Annotated in this window: 17 protein-coding genes and 1 tRNA gene; 8 read left to right on the top strand and 10 right to left on the bottom strand. The window is 71.8% G+C overall.

Going from position 1 to position 18,827, the window contains the following annotated elements; translation table 11 throughout:
- Positions 1 to 12: 12 nt before the first annotated feature.
- From BLS95_RS52265 to BLS95_RS52275, 3 genes are all read left to right on the top strand, one after another.
- Positions 13 to 2,025, top strand: a complete 2,013-nt coding sequence (locus BLS95_RS52265; protein ID WP_176993892.1) for a beta-galactosidase — start codon at positions 13 to 15, stop codon at positions 2,023 to 2,025.
- Positions 2,026 to 2,132: 107 nt separating this feature from the next.
- Entirely contained in the window at positions 2,133 to 2,552 is a 420-nt protein-coding gene (locus tag BLS95_RS52270; RefSeq protein WP_143044291.1) for a hypothetical protein, read from the top strand.
- A 256-nt stretch (positions 2,553 to 2,808) separates the two neighbouring features.
- Positions 2,809 to 4,077, top strand: a complete 1,269-nt coding sequence (locus BLS95_RS52275) for a hypothetical protein (RefSeq protein ID WP_090947105.1) — start codon at positions 2,809 to 2,811, stop codon at positions 4,075 to 4,077.
- A gap of 23 nt (positions 4,078 to 4,100) precedes the next feature.
- Here the strand turns inward: BLS95_RS52275 and BLS95_RS52280 are convergent, their stop codons facing one another.
- Positions 4,101 to 4,676, bottom strand: coding sequence for an RNA polymerase sigma factor (locus BLS95_RS52280; RefSeq protein WP_090947106.1), 576 nt, complete (start codon positions 4,674 to 4,676; stop codon positions 4,101 to 4,103).
- A gap of 179 nt (positions 4,677 to 4,855) precedes the next feature.
- Here BLS95_RS52280 and BLS95_RS52285 point away from each other — a divergent pair, with 179 nt between their 5' ends.
- The 3 genes from BLS95_RS52285 to BLS95_RS52290 are packed head-to-tail and all read left to right on the top strand — an operon-like array spanning position 4,856 to position 10,108.
- Positions 4,856 to 5,566, top strand: a complete 711-nt coding sequence (locus BLS95_RS52285) for a Crp/Fnr family transcriptional regulator (RefSeq protein WP_090947107.1) — start codon at positions 4,856 to 4,858, stop codon at positions 5,564 to 5,566.
- A gap of 22 nt (positions 5,567 to 5,588) precedes the next feature.
- Entirely contained in the window at positions 5,589 to 6,872 is a 1,284-nt protein-coding gene (locus BLS95_RS56570; protein ID WP_176993893.1) for an oxygenase MpaB family protein, read from the top strand.
- Positions 6,869 to 10,108 (top strand): ATP-binding protein, encoded by a 3,240-nt coding sequence (locus BLS95_RS52290; protein ID WP_176993894.1) that lies wholly within the window; start codon positions 6,869 to 6,871, stop codon positions 10,106 to 10,108. Before BLS95_RS56570 ends, BLS95_RS52290 begins: the two co-directional genes overlap by 4 nt.
- Positions 10,109 to 10,183: 75 nt before the next feature.
- Here BLS95_RS52290 and BLS95_RS52295 read toward each other — a convergent pair whose 3' ends face one another.
- From BLS95_RS52295 to BLS95_RS52320, 6 genes are all read right to left on the bottom strand, one after another.
- A complete protein-coding gene (locus BLS95_RS52295; RefSeq protein ID WP_090947109.1) occupies positions 10,184 to 10,927 on the bottom strand; it encodes an SDR family NAD(P)-dependent oxidoreductase in 744 nt (247 codons plus the stop codon).
- Positions 10,928 to 10,985: 58 nt separating this feature from the next.
- A complete protein-coding gene (locus BLS95_RS52300; RefSeq protein ID WP_090947110.1) occupies positions 10,986 to 12,287 on the bottom strand; it encodes a sensor histidine kinase in 1,302 nt (433 codons plus the stop codon).
- Complete coding sequence (locus BLS95_RS52305) at positions 12,284 to 12,928, bottom strand: response regulator transcription factor (protein ID WP_245765810.1); 645 nt, start codon at positions 12,926 to 12,928, stop codon at positions 12,284 to 12,286. Before BLS95_RS52305 ends, BLS95_RS52300 begins: the two co-directional genes overlap by 4 nt.
- Positions 12,929 to 13,065: 137 nt before the next feature.
- Positions 13,066 to 14,163: a cation:proton antiporter gene (locus BLS95_RS52310; protein ID WP_090947111.1), complete on the bottom strand. Its 1,098-nt coding sequence runs from the start codon at positions 14,161 to 14,163 to the stop codon at positions 13,066 to 13,068.
- Positions 14,120 to 15,496, bottom strand: a complete 1,377-nt coding sequence (locus BLS95_RS52315; RefSeq protein WP_090947126.1) for a cytochrome P450 — start codon at positions 15,494 to 15,496, stop codon at positions 14,120 to 14,122. The genes BLS95_RS52310 and BLS95_RS52315 overlap by 44 nt, the downstream gene beginning before the upstream one ends.
- Entirely contained in the window at positions 15,490 to 16,434 is a 945-nt protein-coding gene (locus tag BLS95_RS52320) for an alpha-hydroxy acid oxidase (protein WP_425434807.1), read from the bottom strand. The genes BLS95_RS52315 and BLS95_RS52320 overlap by 7 nt, the downstream gene beginning before the upstream one ends.
- Here BLS95_RS52320 and BLS95_RS55235 point away from each other — a divergent pair.
- Positions 16,424 to 16,606: a sulfotransferase gene (locus BLS95_RS55235; RefSeq protein ID WP_143044292.1), complete on the top strand. Its 183-nt coding sequence runs from the start codon at positions 16,424 to 16,426 to the stop codon at positions 16,604 to 16,606. The genes BLS95_RS52320 and BLS95_RS55235 overlap by 11 nt on opposite strands.
- A 149-nt stretch (positions 16,607 to 16,755) precedes the next feature.
- On the opposite strand, the gene BLS95_RS52325 is transcribed toward BLS95_RS55235, so the two are convergent.
- Both BLS95_RS52325 and BLS95_RS52330 read right to left on the bottom strand, forming a co-directional pair.
- Positions 16,756 to 17,064: a MiAMP1 family antimicrobial peptide gene (locus BLS95_RS52325; RefSeq protein WP_090947112.1), complete on the bottom strand. Its 309-nt coding sequence runs from the start codon at positions 17,062 to 17,064 to the stop codon at positions 16,756 to 16,758.
- A gap of 197 nt (positions 17,065 to 17,261) precedes the next feature.
- Positions 17,262 to 17,333 (bottom strand) — tRNA-Val (locus BLS95_RS52330).
- Positions 17,334 to 17,783: 450 nt separating this feature from the next.
- Here BLS95_RS52330 and BLS95_RS52335 point away from each other — a divergent pair.
- On the top strand, positions 17,784 to 18,200 hold the full coding sequence (locus BLS95_RS52335) for an SsgA family sporulation/cell division regulator (RefSeq protein WP_020547189.1): 417 nt from the start codon (positions 17,784 to 17,786) through the stop codon (positions 18,198 to 18,200).
- A 10-nt stretch (positions 18,201 to 18,210) separates the two neighbouring features.
- Here the strand turns inward: BLS95_RS52335 and BLS95_RS52340 are convergent, their stop codons facing one another.
- Positions 18,211 to 18,780, bottom strand: coding sequence for a DUF305 domain-containing protein (locus BLS95_RS52340; protein WP_245765811.1), 570 nt, complete (start codon positions 18,778 to 18,780; stop codon positions 18,211 to 18,213).
- Between the last annotated feature and the right edge of the window lie 47 nt (positions 18,781 to 18,827).

An 18,827-nucleotide genomic window follows, 5' to 3' on the forward strand; every position in this document is an offset into this window, starting at 1 on the left:
GGAGGAAAAGGCGTGGTCATCGAGGTCCGCGACGGGGTCGCCGTCGTCGACGGCGAGCCGCGGGTGCTCGTCACCGCCGACTATCCCTACTACCGCGACGATCCGGCCCAGTGGGCCGACCGGCTGCGAGCGGTACGGGACGAGCTCGGGATCGAGGTGATCACCTGCTACCTGCCCTGGCGGCACCACCAGCCGGAGCCCGGCTCGGCCCCCGACTTCACCGGCGCCACCCACCCGGCCAGGAACGTCGTCGGATTCCTCACCCTCTGCCACCGGCTGGGCCTGAAGGTGATCGCCAAGCCGGGCCCGTTCATCCACGCCGAGCTGACCTACGGCGGGCTGCCCGACTGGGTGTGCCCGGACGCGGACTCCTCGATCGAGCCGCTGCTGGACGCCCGCGGCGCGGCCACGCGCTGGTCGGACGGGTCCGACCCGGTGGGCCGCACGCTGCCCGCTCCGCTCGGGGCCACGTTCCTGACCAGGACCACGCAGTGGTTGTCGGCGGTGGGCAAGGAGGTGCTCGCGGCCGCGGACGAGGGCTCGATGCCGGTCATCGCCCTGCAGATCGCGAACGAGGGCATCTACACCAACGGGGCGCTGCCCCTGACGGCCTACGACTACGGCCCGTCCGCGCTGGCCTTCTTCCGCGACCGGCTGCGGGCCTGGTACGGGGACCTGGCGGCCTACAACGCCGTACACGGGACCTCGCACCGGGACTGGACCGCCGTCGAGCCCCCGAACGGGACGGCGGGCCCGCGCGCCAAGGCCGACTGGGGCCGCTTCCACGCCGACTACCTGGCCGAGGTCTACCGCGTCTGGTCCCAGGCGGTCGGCTCCGACCTGCCGGTCCTGGTCAACCTGAACCCGCCGACCGTGCCCGAGCTGGACGACTGGCTGGCCAGGGTCCGGCCGGAGCTGTGGGGCGGGATCTCCTACGGGTTCACCAACTGGATGGGGGTCGTGTCGCAGGACCGCGACGCGCACGCCCGCTATGTCATCGCCGCCAAGCGCGCCCCCGGACCGAACCTGGAGGAGAACTGGGGCTTCTCCCAGCTCTACCACCCGGCCTACATCGACGCGTCCACCAGCTTCCACCAGTCGCTGCTGGCGCTGGCGGCGGGGGCCACCGGGTTCAACGTCTACACCGGGGTCGCCACCTCGGGCTGGGCGCCGGAGCTGGACACGGCGCACGCGAGGCCGTACCCGGACTGCCCGCCGATCGACGCGAGCGGGACCGCCACCGTGAAGGCACCCGTGGTGCGGGCGCTGGCGGACTTCTTCGCCCGGCACGGCGGCGAGTTCCTGGAGTGCGCGGGGGTGACCGACCACGCGTTCGGGCTCTACCTGCCCTACGCCGGGATCGCGGCCCTGTCGAAGGAGAACGGGACGGGTGAGTGCGGGGCGCCGCCGGACGGGCCGGGGTGCGGGCGGCCGCTGCGCGCCTTCCACGAGCGGATGCGCGCCCTCGGCCTGGACTACGCGGTGCTCGACCTGGAGCACGCGACGGCCGAGGAGCTGGCCGCCTTCTCGTCGGTCACCGTGCCCGGTGGACCCTTCATGCACCGGCGGGTGCAGGAGCTGCTCGCCGCGTACGCGCGCTCCGGCGGCCGGGTGCTGCTGGACGGGCCCGTCCCCGAGCTGGACGAGAACCTGGCGCCGTGCGCCCTGCTCCCCCCGCCGGCCACCCCGCCCGACCCCGGCCCCGGCCCGCTCCTGTACGGCGACGCCGACGTCTACCTGCGCAGCCATCCCGATCGGGACGTCCACTACCTCACGGTGCTCGTCCGGACGGGCCACGAGGGCCCGGTCGGGGTGCGGACCCCGTACGGGACCGTGGAGGTCGTGGCCGCGGAGGGCGGCGCGGCGGTGGTCCGCCTGGCCGGCGGCGAGCTCGGCGACCTGGTGGTCAAGGGGGTCAACGGCTATCTGTCGTGCGAGGTCGAGGCGAGCGTCCGGCTGAACGGCACGCGCGTCGGCGCGCCGGGGCCGGGCGATCTGATCAGAATAGGCGGCGCGCACACCTGACGTAAAACCCGATATTTATCTCCAGAACGGACGCGTATTTACCGGCCGCTGTCATCGCTCTGCACCTTCACACGGGGACCTGGACCCCACCGGAAAGGAGAGCGCGAATGGCGACCGGAGAATTCCAAGTGATGAAAGTACCGGCCGAGCAGTTGGCAGGTGTTCTCCACGGGCAGGTTGTCGACCCGGGCGCCCAGCCGACGCACGTCGTGCGGCGCAGCGAGGGCTGGACCGTGGACGTGAGCTGGGAGGTCACCGGCGAACTCGTCGACTGGCTGGCGGGCCGCTGGCAATTGGAGATCATCGCGGACCTGCTCGGCGGTGGTGAGTCGCGACACCCCTCACCTCCGGTGGAGATGACCTTCACCCCCGGCTCGGGCCGATATACCGCCTCTGTTCCGATGCGCGGCCAGCTCGCCGCCGGCACATATGACCTGGTCGTCAATCTCACCACGGTGACCGCCGCGGGCACCTTGGGAGCGCTCGGCGGATTCGTGGTGATCAGCAAGATCGTGGTCAAGGAATGACCGGGGCGCCCCGGGCAGGGGCCGCCCGGGGCGGCGGTGATCCGTAAGAGGCGTCATCCGCCGGTGGGATCCAGGTCGCCGCCGCTCACGGTGCCTGCCGGCGTCGCGCTGAGACCGTCCTGCAAGCCTGTCGCAAGTCGCGCGTCCTACTCTCCTGCCGGTGGCCACGGGGCACGACAAAAGGCCGCCGTGTATCTGACGCCGCCAAGGACTCTCTATCACCTTGAGGCGACGGGACCACATAACGGGAGACCCCATGTCCGACACTCCGATGACCGCGGACGACGTTCTGCGCATCGCCGCTTACAAGGACCGGAGCCCGGCGCTCGAAGCGATGGTCATCGCCTACAGTTACCACCGCGTCGCCGGGGACCTCGCCCAGCACCTGGGCAAGGACGCGAACAACTGGTATTGCTACGCCACCTGGACGTCCAAGGCCGTCGGAGAGAGCCTGGACCTCAGCCCCGGCTCGCCGTTCATCACGGACTTCGGCCGCCGGTTCAGGGTGCCGGCCCGGTTCCGGCGGTTGTTCCGGGCGACGCTGCTCACCTTGCTCGGCCCCAGCTACGAGCTCGGGCTGGCGCTGGCCAACCGGGCGATCTTCCTGGAGACCGCCAGCCTCGCGGTGAACCTGTGGAACGACTCGCCCGACCGCTACCTGAAGGTGAGCCCGGAGTCCGAGCTGACGCCGACGCCACCGGAGTTCCTCACCGACCTGCTGGCGCCGGCCGAAGAGCGTTACCTGAGGGACGCCGCGCAGTTACTGATCGAGGCGAAGCACACCACAGACCCCGACGTCCGGGCCGAGCTGATGTTCGGGGCCAACATCGCCCTGTCCGCCTACGAGCAGGCACGCGCGCAGAAGGCGCTGGAGCTGGTGCTCTACCGGCCGGTCCGGTGGCTGACCCGGGTGTCGTGGCGCTCGTTGCGCTCGCTGGTCACCCGCAGGCCGTTCGCCAGGTTCCGCCTCTACAGCGCGCGGCACGAGGACCAGCCGTGGCTGACCCGCAGGCTTGAGGAGCTGTGGGCCGCCCTCTACACCCGCCACCTGTTCTCCGTGCGCACGCCGCTCAGCGACATCAAGGTGGGCAAGCCGCTGGCCCCGCCCGACGGTGTCGACCTGGCTAGGACGTGGAGGCCGATCCAGCACCAGAAGGTGAGCGAGCTGGCGGCCGAGTTCATCACCGAAGATCCTGCGACCGCCACGGCCGGGGTGGCCAACTGGGTGTCCTACCCCGACCGCATGCGCTTCATCGTCAGCTATTTCCGCGTCTACCAGAACGTGGCCGCGCTCTACGACGTGCCCTTCGCCAAGGACGTCGCCGACGGCCTCGCGGAGGAGATGACGCGGGGGCTGGTGCCCCAGGCCATCAGCGACATGTTCGACAACCATCCCGAGCTGGGCCGGATCCGGCGCAGGCTCTACCACTATCCGACGGAGAGCGACCCGGACGCGTACGAGATGGCGCGGTTCGACTTCGAGCCGTTCCTGGAGGCGATCCAGCTTGACCCGTCGGCCAAATAGCACTCCGCCGAGACGAGAACAGATCAGTCCAGGAAGTCGCGGGTGATCTCGCGGGCCTGCAGGAGCCCGCGTAGCTTCGCGAAACAGCGGGCTCGGGTGGGCCCGATGCTCCCGACCGGCCTGCCCAGCCTGCGCGCCACGTCCACGTAGTGCGGCTCGGAGGTTTCCGTGAGCGCTCTGAAGAGGACCCGCTGCGCTGCCGGCAGCTCCTCGACCAGCTCTTCCAGCGTGCCAGCCAGCCAGATCCTGGCCAGTTCGCGGTCCACGTCGTCGGTGCTGCCCAGCGAGTCGAGATCCGGGGTGCAGATCTCCTTCGTCCGCTTGCTGAGCTTGAGGCACTCGCGGAAGGCGATCGTGGCCAGCCACCCCGCCATGCGCTGGCCGTCCGCCACGCTCCGCAGGTTCTGCCAGGCCAGCAGCCAGGTCGTCTGGAGCACGTCCTGGGCGTCCTCGTGGCTGAGCCTGAAGCGGCGGATGCGCGCCTTGAGCATGGGGGTGAACTCCTCGACCAGCCGCTCCCAGGCCTCGCTGTCGCCGTCCTGCGCGGCCGACACCAGGGTCGCCGTGTCGAGTCGTTCGATGGTGGATTCCAGTGGCATGTTGTTCTCCCTGCCGGCGCGGGTACTCGGGGGGCCATTACCGGCCGGCACGTCCACGGTGCTCTTGGTGATCCGCCGGGGCTGTCTCGCGCGTGACAGTGCGGATGTGGTCCTCGTCACATCCGCGAGATCGCTTACCACATACTGCCGCGACGCGGAATGCGGCCTAGAGTTCTTGCATGAATGGGCGCGGCGGGGTTCCACAGGACGTCCAGCCGGTCGCCGCCGTGCTGGCGGAGATCCCGCTGTTCCGCGTACTCGGGGAGAGCGGCATCCTGAGCACGGCGCGCTCCGGGCTGGCGAGGAGATACCGGCCCGGGCAGATCATCATCCATCAGGGGGATCCGGGAGAGTCCCTCTACGTGCTGCTGGACGGCCTGGCGAAGGTGGTGTTCACGACCGAGCACGGCGACGAGATCGTGCTCAACATGCTGGGCCGGGGAGACACCTTCGGGGAGATGGCACTGCTGGACGGCTCGCCGCGCTCGGCGTCGGTCGTCACGGTGCGGCCCGCGTGGGTGTTCGCACTGCCCAGGGCACGGCTGCTGGAGATGATGCGGGAGCATCCCGGGCTGGCCGACGAGTTCCTGCGAATGCTCGGCCACATGGTGCGCCGGCTCACCGACCAGGCCGCCGATCTGGCGTTCCTGGACCTGGGCGGGCGGCTGGCCAAGCTGCTGCTGCAACTGGCCGACCGGCACGGCCGGACCGACGCGGTGGTGGACCTGCCCGGGTTGACCCAGTCCGACCTCGCGGCGCTGATCGGCGCCTCGCGGCCGGCGGTCAACCGGGCGCTGCAGTCACTCGCGGCGAGAAACCTCATCGCCATCGAAGGCCGGACCATCACGCTGCTCGACGTCGTCGCCCTGCGCAAGCGGGGCGGGCTCTGACCGAATCTGGAGTACGGGGTACATGAACGATCACGATGAGCGCTGGCCGGAGGAGAGATTCCGGCGACTGAGACAACAGGCGGACCCGGACATCGACAAGGTGGTGGCCGACTATCTGACCTCCCAGCCGGCAGGACGCGGGCCACTGGACCTGGTCAAGGCCACGATCGAGGAGCTGGGCCGCGCCAAGCGGGAGGAGCGGGTGCCCGCCTCGGAGATCTTCGCCGCCATCGACTTCGCCAGGGACCTGCCCGAGTGGGGCGACGACAAGGCGATGCTGGCCGAGGGGCAGGCCGTGTTCGCCGACTACGGGCTCTACCAGTCGGCCGCGCTGTTCTGCAAATGCCTGCCGATGGCGTACGTGGAGGTGTCCAGCGCCAAGGTGCTGGCCGGCGTGTCCCAGCTGGCCACGCACAGCCTCACCCGCCGGGTGGCGGAGACCGGGCAGATGCTGGTCGACGTGATGGGCCTGAAGGCCACCGACAGCCTCCAGCCGGGCCGCCCCGGGCACACCACGGCGATCGGGCTGCGGATCCTGCACTCGTTCGTGCGGGCCCTGGTCAACGAGCGCTACGCCGACCAGTGGGACACCGGGCGGTTCGGCCCGCCGGTCAACCAGGAGCTGCTGCTGGCCACCATCTTCGACTTCTCGGTGGTCACGTGGGAGGCTCTGGAGAGCATGGGCGTGGAGCTCAACGAACGGCAGCGCGCGGCCCACCTCTACACCTGGAGCGTCTTCGGGCACCTCATGGGCGTGGAGGCCTGCCGCGACGGACCTCTCACGCTGGACGACGTCGAGCCGGTCAGCCGGCAACTGGGCCGCCTATACGAGTCCAGCGACGAGGGCCGCCGGCTGATGGCCATGCTGCTGGCGGAGATGGAGGAGTTCATGTATCTGGGCTGGCGCAAGCTGCCGCGCAGCCTGGTGCACTGGGTCTTCCGCGACGCGAAGCACAACGCCGACCGCGTGCCGGAGCTGCTCGGCGTGCCCAAGCCCGCCTGGTGGTGCACGGCGCTGTTCACCGTGGCGCGGGCGGCGCACCAGCGGGGCCGGACGGCCGGCCCGGTGGACCGGTTGATCCGCTGGCTGGTGCGCAAGGCCGGGCGGCACATCGTGATCGCGCTGATCGACCGCCACTCCGACGGGCAGGCGGCGTTCCGGATCCCGGCGGAGCTGGCCGCCGCCTGGCGGATCAAGCAGTCGAACCGCGCGGTCAAGACCCGCGAGATCCGCCGCGTCGCCCGCAAGAATGTCCGCAGGACGCTTCGGGCGCCCGCGCGGGGGCTGAAAGGGTTGCGCACGTGACCGCCCCCCACGAGCCGGGCACCCTGACCACCGCGACGATCCTGTTCACCGACGTGGTGAGCTCCACCGCGCTGCGGATCAGGCTCGGCGAGGAGCGGGCCAACGTCGTCTTCCGCCGCCTCTACCAGCTCCTGCACTCCGTGGTGACCGCCAGCGGCTCGACGTTCACCAAGAGCCTGGGCGACGGGCTGATGGCGGTGTTCGAGTCGGCGACGGCCGGGCTGGACGCGATCATCGCGGTGGAGCAGGCGGTGGCCGACGAGAACGAGAGGGCCCTGGACAAGATCTCGATCAGGGCCGCGCTCGCGGCCGGCGACGTGTGCTGGGGTCACGACGACGTCAGCGGGCTGCCCACGGTGGAGGCGGCCCGCCTGGTGGCCGTGGCGGACGGCGGTCAGGTGCTCTGCACCGACCTGGTGCGCCGGCTGGCGCAGGGCCGCAGCCGGCACGAGTTCAAGGACCTGGGGCGGCTGCCGGGCAAGGGGCTGCGCGAGCCGCTGCACACCTACGAGCTGCACTGGCAGAGCGCCGACCACCACCAGAGCGGCGAGCTGCCCTCGTGGCTGGACAACGGGCACGTGCTGCGGTTCGTGGGCCGCGACGAGGAGCTGCGGTCGCTGGACGGGGAGCTGGCGGCGGCCGAGTTCGGCAGCGGGATGGTGATCCTTCAGGGCGATCCGGGGGTGGGCAAGACCCGGCTGGCGTCCATGGTGGCCAGGCAGGCGCTCAAGCGGCAGTTCACGGTGCTGGCCGGGCGGTGCACCGATCCGGCCCGGCAGGCGTACGAGCCGGTCGCGGGCGCCATCGAGCGGCTGGCCCGCACCTCGCCCGCGCTGCTGCTGCGGGCCGGGGTGGACCAGCAGTGCGGCCAGCTCGTACGCCTCGCGCCGTCGCTGGCCGCGCCACCGCTGTCGCTGGAGGTGCCGCCGGCCACCGAGCCGGTGTCGGAGCGCTACCACCTGATGGCCGCGGCCCGGACGCTGATCGAGCGCCTGGCCACCGTGCGCCCGGTGCTGCTGGTGATCGACGACCTGCAGTGGGCGACCCTGGAGTCGCTGCAGATGCTCAACGCCCTGATGTGGGACGCCGACGCGCTGCCGCTGCTCGTGCTGGCCACCTCGCGGCCGGTGCCGGTCGAGTCCGCGATGCCCGAGCTGTACAAGCTGACCGCCGACAGCCGGGTCGTCGAGGTCGGCTCGTTCGGGCTCGACGAGGTCACCGACGCGCTGCGGCAGGTACGCGGCGACGGCGACGCCGGGATGCTGCACCGGATCACCGGCGGCAACGCGTTCCTGGTGAGCGAGGTGATCAGGGAGCTGTCCGCGGGCAAGGAGCTGGACGCGCTGGCCGTGCCCGACTCGGTCACCCGGATGGTCAAGACCCGGCTGTCACAGCTGCACCCGCAGGCCAGAGACCTGATCAACCTGCTGGCCGTCGGAGAGCGCCTGGAGGCCGCCGAGCTGCGTGCCGGGCTCGGCCTGGACGAGGCCCGCTTCGTGGCCGCGGCGGAGGAGGCCATGGCGGCGGGCCTGGTGAGCGTCACCGGCAGCGGTCGCTACCACTTCTCCCACGAGCTGACCAGGAACGCCCTCTACGCGACGCTGTCGGCGCCACGGGCCGGGCTGCTGCACGGGCGGGTGGCCGACGCGCTGTGCCGGACCGACCCGCGGGCCATGGAGTCGCGTCCGTACGTCGTGGCCGCGCACCTGCTGGCCGCCGCCGAGCACGGCCGTGACCCGGCCCGGGTGAGCGCGGCCGCCGACGCGGCGGTGCGGGCGGCGCAGCACGCGCTGGAGGGGCTGGCCCACCGCGAGGCGGTCACCTGGTACCAGCGGGTGCTGGACCTGCTGGGCGACTCGCCGGGAGCCACCCAGGAGCGGCGCGCGGAGCTGCTCATGGAGTGCGGCCGGGCGATGTGGCTGGCCGGGCACCCGGAGGCCAGGGCGGCCCTGTTGCGGGCGGCCGAGCTGGCCAGGGAGTGCGGGCGCGACGACCTGATCGTCAGGGCGGCGCTCGGCGGCGACAGCGGCTCCAGCATCTCGGCGGCGCCCGACACGCAGCGCATCGCGCTGCTGACCGAGGCCCGCAAGCTGGTCGACTCCACCGACCTGAGCACCAGGGCGCTGCTGGCGGCCCAGCTCGCCTCGGAGCTCATCTGGGCGCCGGACGGCGAGCGGCGTTTCGCGCTGAGCGACGAAGCTGTGGCGCTGGCCCGCAAGTCCGGCGATCCGCGCACGCTGGCCGGCGTGCTCGGCATGCGCAGCCTGACCATCATCCCCGCCGACCCGCTGCACCAGCGGCATCGTGACGGCGACGAGATGCTGGAGGCGGCCCGCCGGACGGGCGACGACCTGGCGCTGTTCCACGCTTACATGCAGCGCACTCCCCCGCTGCTCGACAGCGGCGACGCGGGCCGGGCCGCGATGCTGCTCGGCCAGGCCGCCGAGCTGGCGCGGCGGCTGGGTCAGCCGCAGCTCAACTGGCTGATCGGCTACTCCAGGGCCGGCCTCACGCTGATGCAGGGCGACCTCGCGCAGGCCGAGGCCGAGGCCCAGGCGGCCATGCGGCTGGGCTCGGAGATCGGCCGCCGGCTGGAGGCGGTGGCGATCTACTCCGAGCAGATCGCCGAGATCCGGCGGTTGCAGGGGCGGCTGTGGGAGCTGCGCGACCGGCTGCGCATGGTCGCGCAGGCGCCCCGGGTCGATCCGGTGCACGCGGTGCTGCGTTACCTGTGCGAGCTGGCCGACGAGGAGGCAGAGCCGCTGCTGGAGCGCATTCTGGCCGACGGCGGGGCCAGGCCGCCGCGCAACATGGCGCTCCGGCCCGCGCTGGACAACCTGGCCGTGGCCGCCTCGCGGCTGGGCCGGGCCGAGCTGGCCCGCCAGCTCTACGACTCGCTGGCCGCGGACGGGGAGACGTTCGGGCACGGGACGGTGGCGCACCACTGCGGGCACCACTACCTGGCCCACCTGTGCGTGACGATGGGCGACCCGCGGCGGGCGAGCGAGCACTTCGAGGCCGCCGCCGAGGTGCACGAGCGGCGCGGGGTGCCGCTGATGCTCGCCGAGTCCCTGCTGGACTGGGCCGACCTGCTCGAAGGGGGGCTCGCGGGGAGCCTGGAGGGTCAGGGAGGCGACGCCGCGGTGACCGGGCCGAAGCCGGCCGACCTGCGCGGGTGGTGCGCCACGCTGCTGTCGGGCCGCGGCGCCCTGCTGCTGGACCGCCGCCTGCGCTGACCCCGGTGGTCGGCGCGCAGGCCCGGGCGTCCGGCGCTCAGCGCAGGCAGGCGGTCAGCGCAGGTGGGAGACCGCTCAGCGCAGGTAGGAGGCGCCGTTCAGGTCGAGTACGGCGCCGCTGGCCCATTCGGCGGCCGGGGAGGCCAGATACACGACGGCGGCCGCGATCTCCTCCGGCCGGGCCACCCGCCCGAACGGGCTCTGCGCCCGGATGGCGTCGCCCCTGGGCGGCTTGAGGTGCTCGTTCGTCATGTCGGTCTCGACGAACCCGGGCGCCACGGTGGCCACCGCGATCCCGCGCGGGGCCAGGGCGATGGCGAGGGACTGGCCCAAGGCGTTCATGCCGGCCTTGCTGGCCCCGTAGGCCGGGCTTTCCGGCTCGCCGCGGAAGGCGCCGCGCGAGGAGACGTTGACGATCCTGCCGCCCTCGGGCATGTGCTGGAGCGCGCACCAGGCGGCATTGGCCGCGCCCACCAGGTTGACGTCGAGCGTGCGGCGCCAGGCCTGCTGCCACTCCTCGTAGGACATCTCGGTGATGGGGTGGTGCAGGAAGGTGCCCGCGTTGTTCACCAGGACGTCGATCCCGCCCAGGGCCCCGGCCGCCGCCTCGACCATGTCGCGCACCTCGCCGGGGTCGGCCAGGTCGGCCCGCACGACGGTGTGCCCCCGCCCGGGCAGCTCGCCGAGCAGGCTGTCGGCCTCCTCGGCCGAGTCCCGGTGATGAATGGCGACCCGGTCTCCCTGGGCCGCGAACGCCGCCGAGATCGCGCGCCCGATCCCTCGCGACGCGCCGGTGACAAGAACTCCACGTCCGCTCATCCGCCGCACCCTAGCAGCCCCTTCCTGGCGCGCTCGCGGCGGGTACGGAGGGCCGAATTCACCCCGAAGCGGTCCCGGCCGGGGTGTCCGGCTCCCTGGCCGGGACCGGCGGCGCGGGGCCGACGGGCGCGCTGGTGAGGGCGGCGGGCAGGCGCACGGTGAAGGTCGCGCCCTCCCCCGGGCGGCCGTCGGCGGTGATCGTGCCGTCGTGGCCCTCTACCACCTCCCGCACGAGAGCCAGCCCCAGCCCGAACCCGCTGCCGACGTACCGGGTGAACAGCCGCTCGGCGTCGGCGGGGTCCAGGCCCACGCCGTCGTCCCGGACCGTGAGCCGGACCGTCTCCGGGTCGTTGGCCAGGGTCACCCAGATGTGGCCGCCGGCGCCGGTGTGGCCGAGCGCGTTGTCCAGCAGGGCCGAGATCACCCGGCGCAGCGCCGACTCCACCCCGCGTACGACGGGGTCGCCCGGCCCTTCGGTGCGGACCTCGATGCCCACCCCCCGGGCCTCGGCCCTGGCGCTCTCCGCCGCGGCCAGTTCGGCGGCCAGCACGGCCAGGTCCACCGGGCCGAACGGCCTGCGCAGCTGGTTGAACCGGGCCGACTGCAGCAGATCCTCGACGACCTCGCCGAGCTGCCGGGTCCCGGCGGCGAGCTGGTCCACCTCGTCGATCAGCAGGATCGGGTCCGTCCCGCCGCGCAGCCTGCGGGCCAGCAGCTGGGCGCGGAGGTGCAGCCGGGCCAGCGGGGTGCGCAGCTCGTGGCTGACGTCGGCGGCGAAGCGGCGCTGGCGGGCCAGGGCCTCGCCCAGCGGCGCGATGGCACGGCGGGAGACGACCTGGCCGACCAGCAGGGCGGCCAGCAGGCCGGCGATCTCCGCGCCGACGAGCGTGCTGAGCAGCCGGGTGCGCTCGGCGGCCTGGGCGTGCAGGTCCATCGCCACCTGGACCGTCGCGCCGCCACGCGGCTGGGTGCGGATGAGGTAGTCGCGGCCGGCCACCCGGACCTGCTCGACCACCGGCTCGCCGGCCGCGGCCACCCGGTCGAGCCGGCCGCGTACCGGGAGGGTCGCCGGCGCGCCCGGGGAGCTCGCGACGGCGCCGCCGGGCCGCAGCTCGAACAGCCACACGCAGGGCGGCGGGTGGGCGATGGGGGCGCGCTCGGCGATGGCGGCCAGGTCGCGCCGGGCGGCGGTGCCCTGGGCGTGCACCATGGCGCAGTAGACCAGCAGCCCGACGAGCGCGAGCACCACGGAGAACGCGCCCGCCACCTGCACGGTCAGCCGGCGGCGGGCCCGAAGCAGCAGCCGCCGCTCCGGGTCGGGGCGGCGGTCGCCGAGGTCGCGTGCCGTCCGTTCGTTCACAGCTCACCCAGGCGGTACCCCACGCCCCGCACGGTGCACACGACTCCCCATCCCAGCTTGCTGCGCAGGTAGTAGACGTAGGTGTCCACGATCGACTCCGTCCTGGCGCCGTCGAAGACCCGCTGCCGCAGCGAGGTGCGGGTGTGCACCTGGCGCGGGCGCGCGGCCAGGGCGCTCAGCAGCCGGCACTCCTGGCCGGACAGCATGACCTGCTCCCCGGTCGGCAGCCGGACGAGCTGCGACTCGGAGTCCAGCCAGCCCGCGCCGAGCGGCAGCAGCCTGGCGTGGTCGAGGTTCCTGCGGTGCAGCGCGCGCACCCTGGCCAGCAGCTCGTCGATCTCGAACGGCTTGACGAGGTAGTCCTCCGCGCCCGCGTCGAGCCCGGTGACCCGGTCGGCGACCGTGCCGAAGGCGGTGAGCAGCAGGACGGGCACGGTGACCGCCTGCCGGCGCAACCGCCGCAGCAGGTCGATCCCGTCGAGCATGGGCAGGCCGCGGTCGACGATCAGCACGTCGTACGCGCGGCTCAGTCCCAGGTGCAGCCCGCGCTGCCCCTCCACCGCGAGGTCGATCGTGTACCCCTGCTCCGTGAACAGCTCGACCAGCAGGTGCCCCAGCTCGCGGTCATCCTCGACGAGCAACAGCCGACGGGAGGGGAGGTCGGCCGTACCCCGTGTCCCAACCACCCGACAACGGTTACACCGGCGCGGGGGAATTACCAGGTCCACTGCGCCATTGGCCCTTGCAGGAACCTGCACACCGGGCCCCACCTGCGCGATCACGACGGATTGGACCCCGCCCGCACGGGCCGCCGGTCGGATCGCGCGAGCTTGCTGACGTGTTCGAAGCGGTCCGGCAGGGCGAGCTTGTACAGCGGCAGGGCGCCGCCCGCGATGCCGCCCAGCTGGGTGTTCAGCCCGGAGAAGGTGAAGAAGGCGGGCAGCAGCAGCGTCGAGACCACCTCCATCATGCGGCCGTGCAGCACCTCGCGGAACTTGGCGTCACGGGGCATGGCCAGCCCGGCGATGAAGCCGCCGAAGACCGCGTAGACGCCGATCCAGTCGGTCAGCCAGCCGGCGGTGAGCGGGACGAGGATGACGACGTACATGCCGGTGGGGCCCAGCCTGCCGGTGCGGGCGACGGTCCTGCCCAGGGGGCGCAGCAGCGGCGCGACGACCTTGAGCATGACGACGGCGAACCCGATCGTCAGGCCGATCGTGGGCAGCGCGCCTCCCGCGCCGGAGCCGAGGTGCAGCGCCGACAAGACGGCGAGGACGCACCAGGCCAGGGCGTCGTCGACGGCGGCGGCCATGAGGGTGAGGCGGCCGATGGGCGAGTGCTCCAGGCCGCGCTCGTACAGGATCCTGGCCGGCATGGGGAACGCGGTCAGCGACAGCGCGCCGCCGACGAACAGGGCGAACGGGACCGGGCCGACGTCGGGCAGGGAGAGCAGGTCGTGCAGGAGCAGGCCGGCGCCGAAGCCGAGCAGCAGTGAGGGCAGGATCCCGGAGGCGGCCAGCACGCCGGCCTTGCGGGCCTCGCCCGTGACCTGAGTGTTGTGCTCGATCCCGGCCCCGACCAGGAACATGTAGAGGGTCAGCCCGATCGTGCTCAGCACGTACAGGATGGGGCGCACCTCGGGCGGGAAGAGGGCCGCCTGCGCGCCGGGGAACAGCCAGCCGAACAGCGTCGGCCCGAGGAGCACGCCGGCGACCATCTCGCCGAGCACGCGCGGCTGCATCACCAGCTGCGCCAGGCGGGCGCAGACGGCCGCCGTGATCAGGATGACGACCAGCGCGGGCAGGACCTTCAGGATGAGCGCGAGGTTCGCGTCAGGGGGCGTGACCAGGCCGGTCACGGCGGCCAGGGTGGGCATGCCGATTCTCCGATGGATCGTCGAAATAGTGCTCGCAGAGCCGTTTCCGGCGGGCGTCCCAGACCATGTAGGTGCCGAGGACGAGCTGTACGACGCTGCGCCAGACGTCCTCCCAGCGGTCGCGGAAGCTCATGAACAGCAGGGCCGCGCGGACGTTCCCGGCCGCCTGGAGCGGCGTGAGCAGGCAGGGTCCCCGGTTGGGCATCGAGCGGGTGTGGGCCGCCGAGGAGTGCAGCGCGTACCTGCGCAGGACATCCCACGCGGCCACGCGCATGACGATGGGCGCCAGCCGCCAGGCGGGGCAGGGGCGGTTGGCCGCGATGCCGAACGGGATGTGGTTGAGGTCCTTGGCGGGCCGGTCGACGCGGGCAGGGTCGAAGCGCGCAGGGTCGAAGCGGCCCGGGTCGTCGAACCCGGCGCGGTGGAACTCCGGGTAGTTGAAGCAGAGCACGGAGCCGGCCGGGATCGTGGTGTGCTCGTCGAGCGGGATGCCGGCGGTGGTGATGCGGTGGGCGATCCCGAAGAGCGGGTAGAGCCGCAGCGTCTCGGCGATCACCTGGTCGAGGTAGTGGGCGTCGTCCGTGCGCGCCCGCGCCTGCACGCCGGGGTGCTGGGCGAGGACCATGAGCAGGTGGGCCATGGCCTCCGACATCTGCACGACGGCGGTGGTGAAGAAGGCGCCGTGCAGGTAGAAGGCCTGCTCCAGCGGTGACAGGCCGGACGGGAGCGGGACCCGCACCTCGGGCAGGCGGGTGAGCAGGTAGCGGGTCAGGCGGTGGCGGCGTTCCATGTGCCGCAGGCTCGTGCACTTGAGCGAGGCGGAGACGTCGCTCGCGTTGCCGACGATCAGGTCGCGGGCGGCGCGCGGGCACGGCTCGGCGAAGACCAGCTCGTAGGAGAACTCCGCCCACAGCGGCATCATCAGGTCCCGCAGCCTGACCAGCCCGCGGGCGTCGTTCAGCGTACGGGCGGCGCACCGCCGGGTGAGCTCCTCGGCCTCCGCCCGCGGCACGGCGAGCAGGCCGCGCGTCACACGGGCGACGGACTCGTAGCGCTCGCCCGCCTCCAGGTGCTCCTGGTGCATCTCGGGGCCGGGCGACAGCCAGTACCAGAACACGTCCGACAGCGCCGCTCCCCTGCTCCTGCCGCCCGCCGCCGGATGGGCGTAGACCTCCTTGAAGCGCTCGATGCCGACGAGGTCGCCGGGGACGGGGATGCCCTCGTCACCGTTGATCCGGGCGAAGACGCGGACCCGCAGGGCCACCACCCGGCCGGGCAGCCACCAGGGCAGGCTGACCACGACGGCGGCGGCGAGGAGCAGCGCGATCAGCATGGGCGTACCCATTCCGGATCGAGGTCGTGGATCGAGGCGCAGCCGCACAGCGTGAGCGCGTGCTCGACCTCGGCGCGCAGCAGGCCGAGCACACTGGTCACGCCCCGCTCGCCGTCGGCGGCCAGGCCCCAGAGCACCGGGCGGCCGATCGCGACGGCGGCGGCGCCGAGGGCCAGCGCCTTCAGCACATCGGTGCCGCGCCGGATTCCGCCGTCCAGCAGCAGCGGCACCCGCCCGCCGACGGCCGCGGCGATCTCCGGCAGCAGGTCGATCGTGGCGGGCACGGTGTCGAGCTGCCGCCCGCCGTGGTTCGACACCATGATCGCGGCGACGCCGTGCTCGATCGCGAGCAGGGCGTCGGCGGGGTGCGTGACGCCCTTGAGCACGATGGGCAGCTCCGTCAGCTCCCTGAGCCGGTCGAGGTGCTCCCACATGAGCTCCGGCGACAGGACGACGGGGCGCACCCGGTCGCCGTGGGCTCTGTCGCGCAGGTTCTCGCAGCACAGGTGCTCCGGCAGGTCGTCAAAGCCGTTGCGCAGGTCGCGCTCGCGCCGGCCCAGGGCGGGCGAGTCGGCGGTGACGACCAGGCCCCTGCAGCCGGCCGCCGCGACCCGGCGCACCAGCTGCTCGGTGAAGACCAGGTCCGGTTCGAGGTAGAGCTGGAACCACAGCTCGGCGCCGGGCGCGGCCGCCGCCACGTCCTCGATAGCGACGGTGGCGGCCATGCTGACGATCATGATCGTCTCGGCGGCGGCGACCGCCCGGGCGGTGGCCCGCTCCCCCTCCGGGTGGGCCAGCCGGTGGAACGCGGTCGGGGCCACCAGGACGGGCATGGCCGCGCGGCTGCCGAGCAGGGTGAGGGAGGTCTGCAGCTTGACCGCGCCGCGCAGCACCCGGGGCCGCAGCCCGAGCCGGCACATCGCGGAGGTGAAGGCCACGATCGCTGCTGATCGGCTGCTGGTGTACGAGATCGGCGACGGCTGGGAACCGCTGTGCGCGTTCCTGGGGCTGCCGGTGCCCGATGAGCCGTTTCCCCAGGTCAACGAGCGGGCGGCATTCCACAGGAAACGGCCGGCCCGGTTGTGGCGGGTGATCGTACGCGGCCGATGACGACCTTATCCACCTGAGCCATAAAACGGCCATTGTGTCGAGAAACCACCATTGTTACTCGAAGCGCCCATCGTGCACTTTGTGGCAGAAAAGAAAAACGCGGCGGCACGGTCACAGGACCGCCCGCCGCTTCTCCGACCCGCTTCGGATCAGCACACGATGAAGATGCTCTTCCAGCCGACAGGCGTGCGCTGCTCGGCGTTACGGTTGGAGGGAAGCGTGAAATGAGCCACTCCCTGGGCGTTGGGCTGGTTGTACATACGACCGGATTGCCCGTCGCCGTACCACTTGTACGACCCGTGGAAGGGGATGTTGGACACCCCGCAGGCGTCGAGGACGACGGATCTGCCGGTGAAACCCCGGCCTTCGTAGGCGACGTACTGCGAGGCCTGGGCGGCACCGGCGGTGATCGCGATGATCCCGGCCGCGATCGCCGGGACGAGCAGGATTCTCTTCATGACCGTGCTCCTTCAGGAAAGTTGCTGCGCTTGCCGCGGGACGCACCAATCCTGCGCGATCCGTAATCGAACCAACACTTTCCGTGACGACATGAACTCGTACCCGAGGCCCGCCTGATCCGACGGCTTGTCCCCGAATTCTCCCCAGACAGCCAGAAAGGCCGCCTCCCCCAAGGGGGAGACGGCCTGTGCTCCGGTGGGCGATACTGGGATCGAACCAGTGACCTCTTCGGTGTGAACGAAGCGCTCTCCCGCTGAGCTAATCGCCCGCCCTGCCGGCTCCTTGCGGTGCCGACGGGGAAAACCATACCGCACTCTGGCACCTGCTGGCGAAGCGAAACCGGCGGAGGGGCGCGGCGGGCCCAGCGAGAGGGATTCGGGCGAAACGCGGCGGTTGCCCACCGGCACGGCGCGCCGGTGTCATACCATCGTCGTGTTCCGGAACGCTTCGATCGCGATCTTTTGGGGAGAAAACGTTCATGGTCGAGGTGCGCCGGGACAGGATCCACAACACGCAAAACCCTTGTAAATACGACCCGATTGATGCCGTTTAGCCTGGTAGATGCCTAAATGTCCAGCTGTGATGTGCGTTACAGAAGGCCCCGGGAGCGGAATCTTTCCTACAGGTTTCTTCGTTCCGCGTCATAGCTCAGGACGAAGTCCGTCAGAGCAGTGAAAGCCCCGAAGAGGGGACCTACGACGAAAAGGTTTGGCTGACGATGAACAGCACCACCGTCTCCGCCGAGCTTGGCCTTCGGCTTGTGGTCCCCGACCGTACTACCGTCCCCCTGCTCGCCGGACTGAGCTACACAGCCGACGATCCGTACGCCATCCGCATGGCCTTCCACGTAGGGAACGACGAGCCGGTCGAGTGGATCTTTGCCCGTGAGTTGCTGACCGTGGGCATCGTGCGGCGTGTCGGTGACGGCGACGTCCAGGTATGGCCCGCGCGCGCCGACGGCGAGCGCACGCTCCACATCAGTCTCACGTCCCCGTTCGGGCAGGCGCTCTTCGAGGTGCCGCTGGCACCGCTGACCGAGTTCCTGCACCGCACCTACGAGAAGGTGCCGGCGGGCCGGGAGACCGACTTCATGGACCTGGACGCCGAGCTGACCAACATGCTCTGGCCGTCCTGAGCCATCGCCGTCAGGACGGCAGCGACTCCAGGGCCTCGGCCATGCGGGCGATCTCGATGCTCTGCCCGGAATAGACGTCCTTGGCCAGCATCCGCATGCGCAGGTCACGGCCGCCCGCCAGCTCCTCGCCGGCCATCTTCACCGCACCCTGGTGGTGCCGGGTCATGAGCCGCAGGAACATCCGGTCGAAGGCCGTGCCCCGGGCGGCGCGCAGCGCGTTCAGCTCGGCCTCCGACGCCATGCCGTAGCCCGCCGCCGGCGCGTGCTCGTGCGCGGCGGGGGCGGGACGGCCCAGCTCGGCCAGCCAGCCGGTCATCGTGCGGATCTCCGGGGTCTGCGCGACCGTGATCGAGCGGGCTAACGAGCGGACGACCGCCGTCGTGGTACGCGCCTCGACCAGCGAGGTCATCTCCAGGGCCTGGCGGTGGTGCGGGATCATGGCCTCCGCGAAGCGGACGTCCGAGGCCACCGTCGGCTGGGGCGACTGCCCGACCCGCTCCCCCGGCGTCGCGGTACGGCCCGGCTCTCCCGGCTTGCCCGGCACGAGGACGGGCGCCTCCGTACCTATGGGAGAAATCACCTCGGGCTGCACAGAGCAGGCAGCGATGGTGAATGTAATCACAACTG

Source organism: Nonomuraea jiangxiensis (assembly GCF_900099965.1).
Lineage (GTDB): Bacteria > Actinomycetota > Actinomycetes > Streptosporangiales > Streptosporangiaceae > Nonomuraea > Nonomuraea jiangxiensis.

Bases quoted from the DNA above. Each gene is read 5' to 3' on its own strand.
- BLS95_RS52310 (WP_090947111.1), bottom strand. From the start codon at position 14,163: ATGCCCACCCTGGCCGCCGTGACCGGCCTGGTCACGCCCCCTGACGCG.
- BLS95_RS52270 (WP_143044291.1), top strand. From the start codon at position 2,133: ATGGCGACCGGAGAATTCCAAGTGATGAAAGTACCGGCCGAGCAGTTG.
- BLS95_RS52295 (WP_090947109.1), bottom strand. From the start codon at position 10,927: ATGAGCGGACGTGGAGTTCTTGTCACCGGCGCGTCGCGAGGGATCGGG.
- BLS95_RS52335 (WP_020547189.1), top strand. From the start codon at position 17,784: ATGAACAGCACCACCGTCTCCGCCGAGCTTGGCCTTCGGCTTGTGGTC.
- BLS95_RS52285 (WP_090947107.1), top strand. From the start codon at position 4,856: ATGAATGGGCGCGGCGGGGTTCCACAGGACGTCCAGCCGGTCGCCGCC.
- BLS95_RS56570 (WP_176993893.1), top strand. From the start codon at position 5,589: ATGAACGATCACGATGAGCGCTGGCCGGAGGAGAGATTCCGGCGACTG.
- BLS95_RS52315 (WP_090947126.1), bottom strand. From the start codon at position 15,496: ATGCTGATCGCGCTGCTCCTCGCCGCCGCCGTCGTGGTCAGCCTGCCC.
- BLS95_RS52325 (WP_090947112.1), bottom strand. From the start codon at position 17,064: ATGAAGAGAATCCTGCTCGTCCCGGCGATCGCGGCCGGGATCATCGCG.
- BLS95_RS52280 (WP_090947106.1), bottom strand. From the start codon at position 4,676: ATGCCACTGGAATCCACCATCGAACGACTCGACACGGCGACCCTGGTG.
- BLS95_RS52275 (WP_090947105.1), top strand. From the start codon at position 2,809: ATGTCCGACACTCCGATGACCGCGGACGACGTTCTGCGCATCGCCGCT.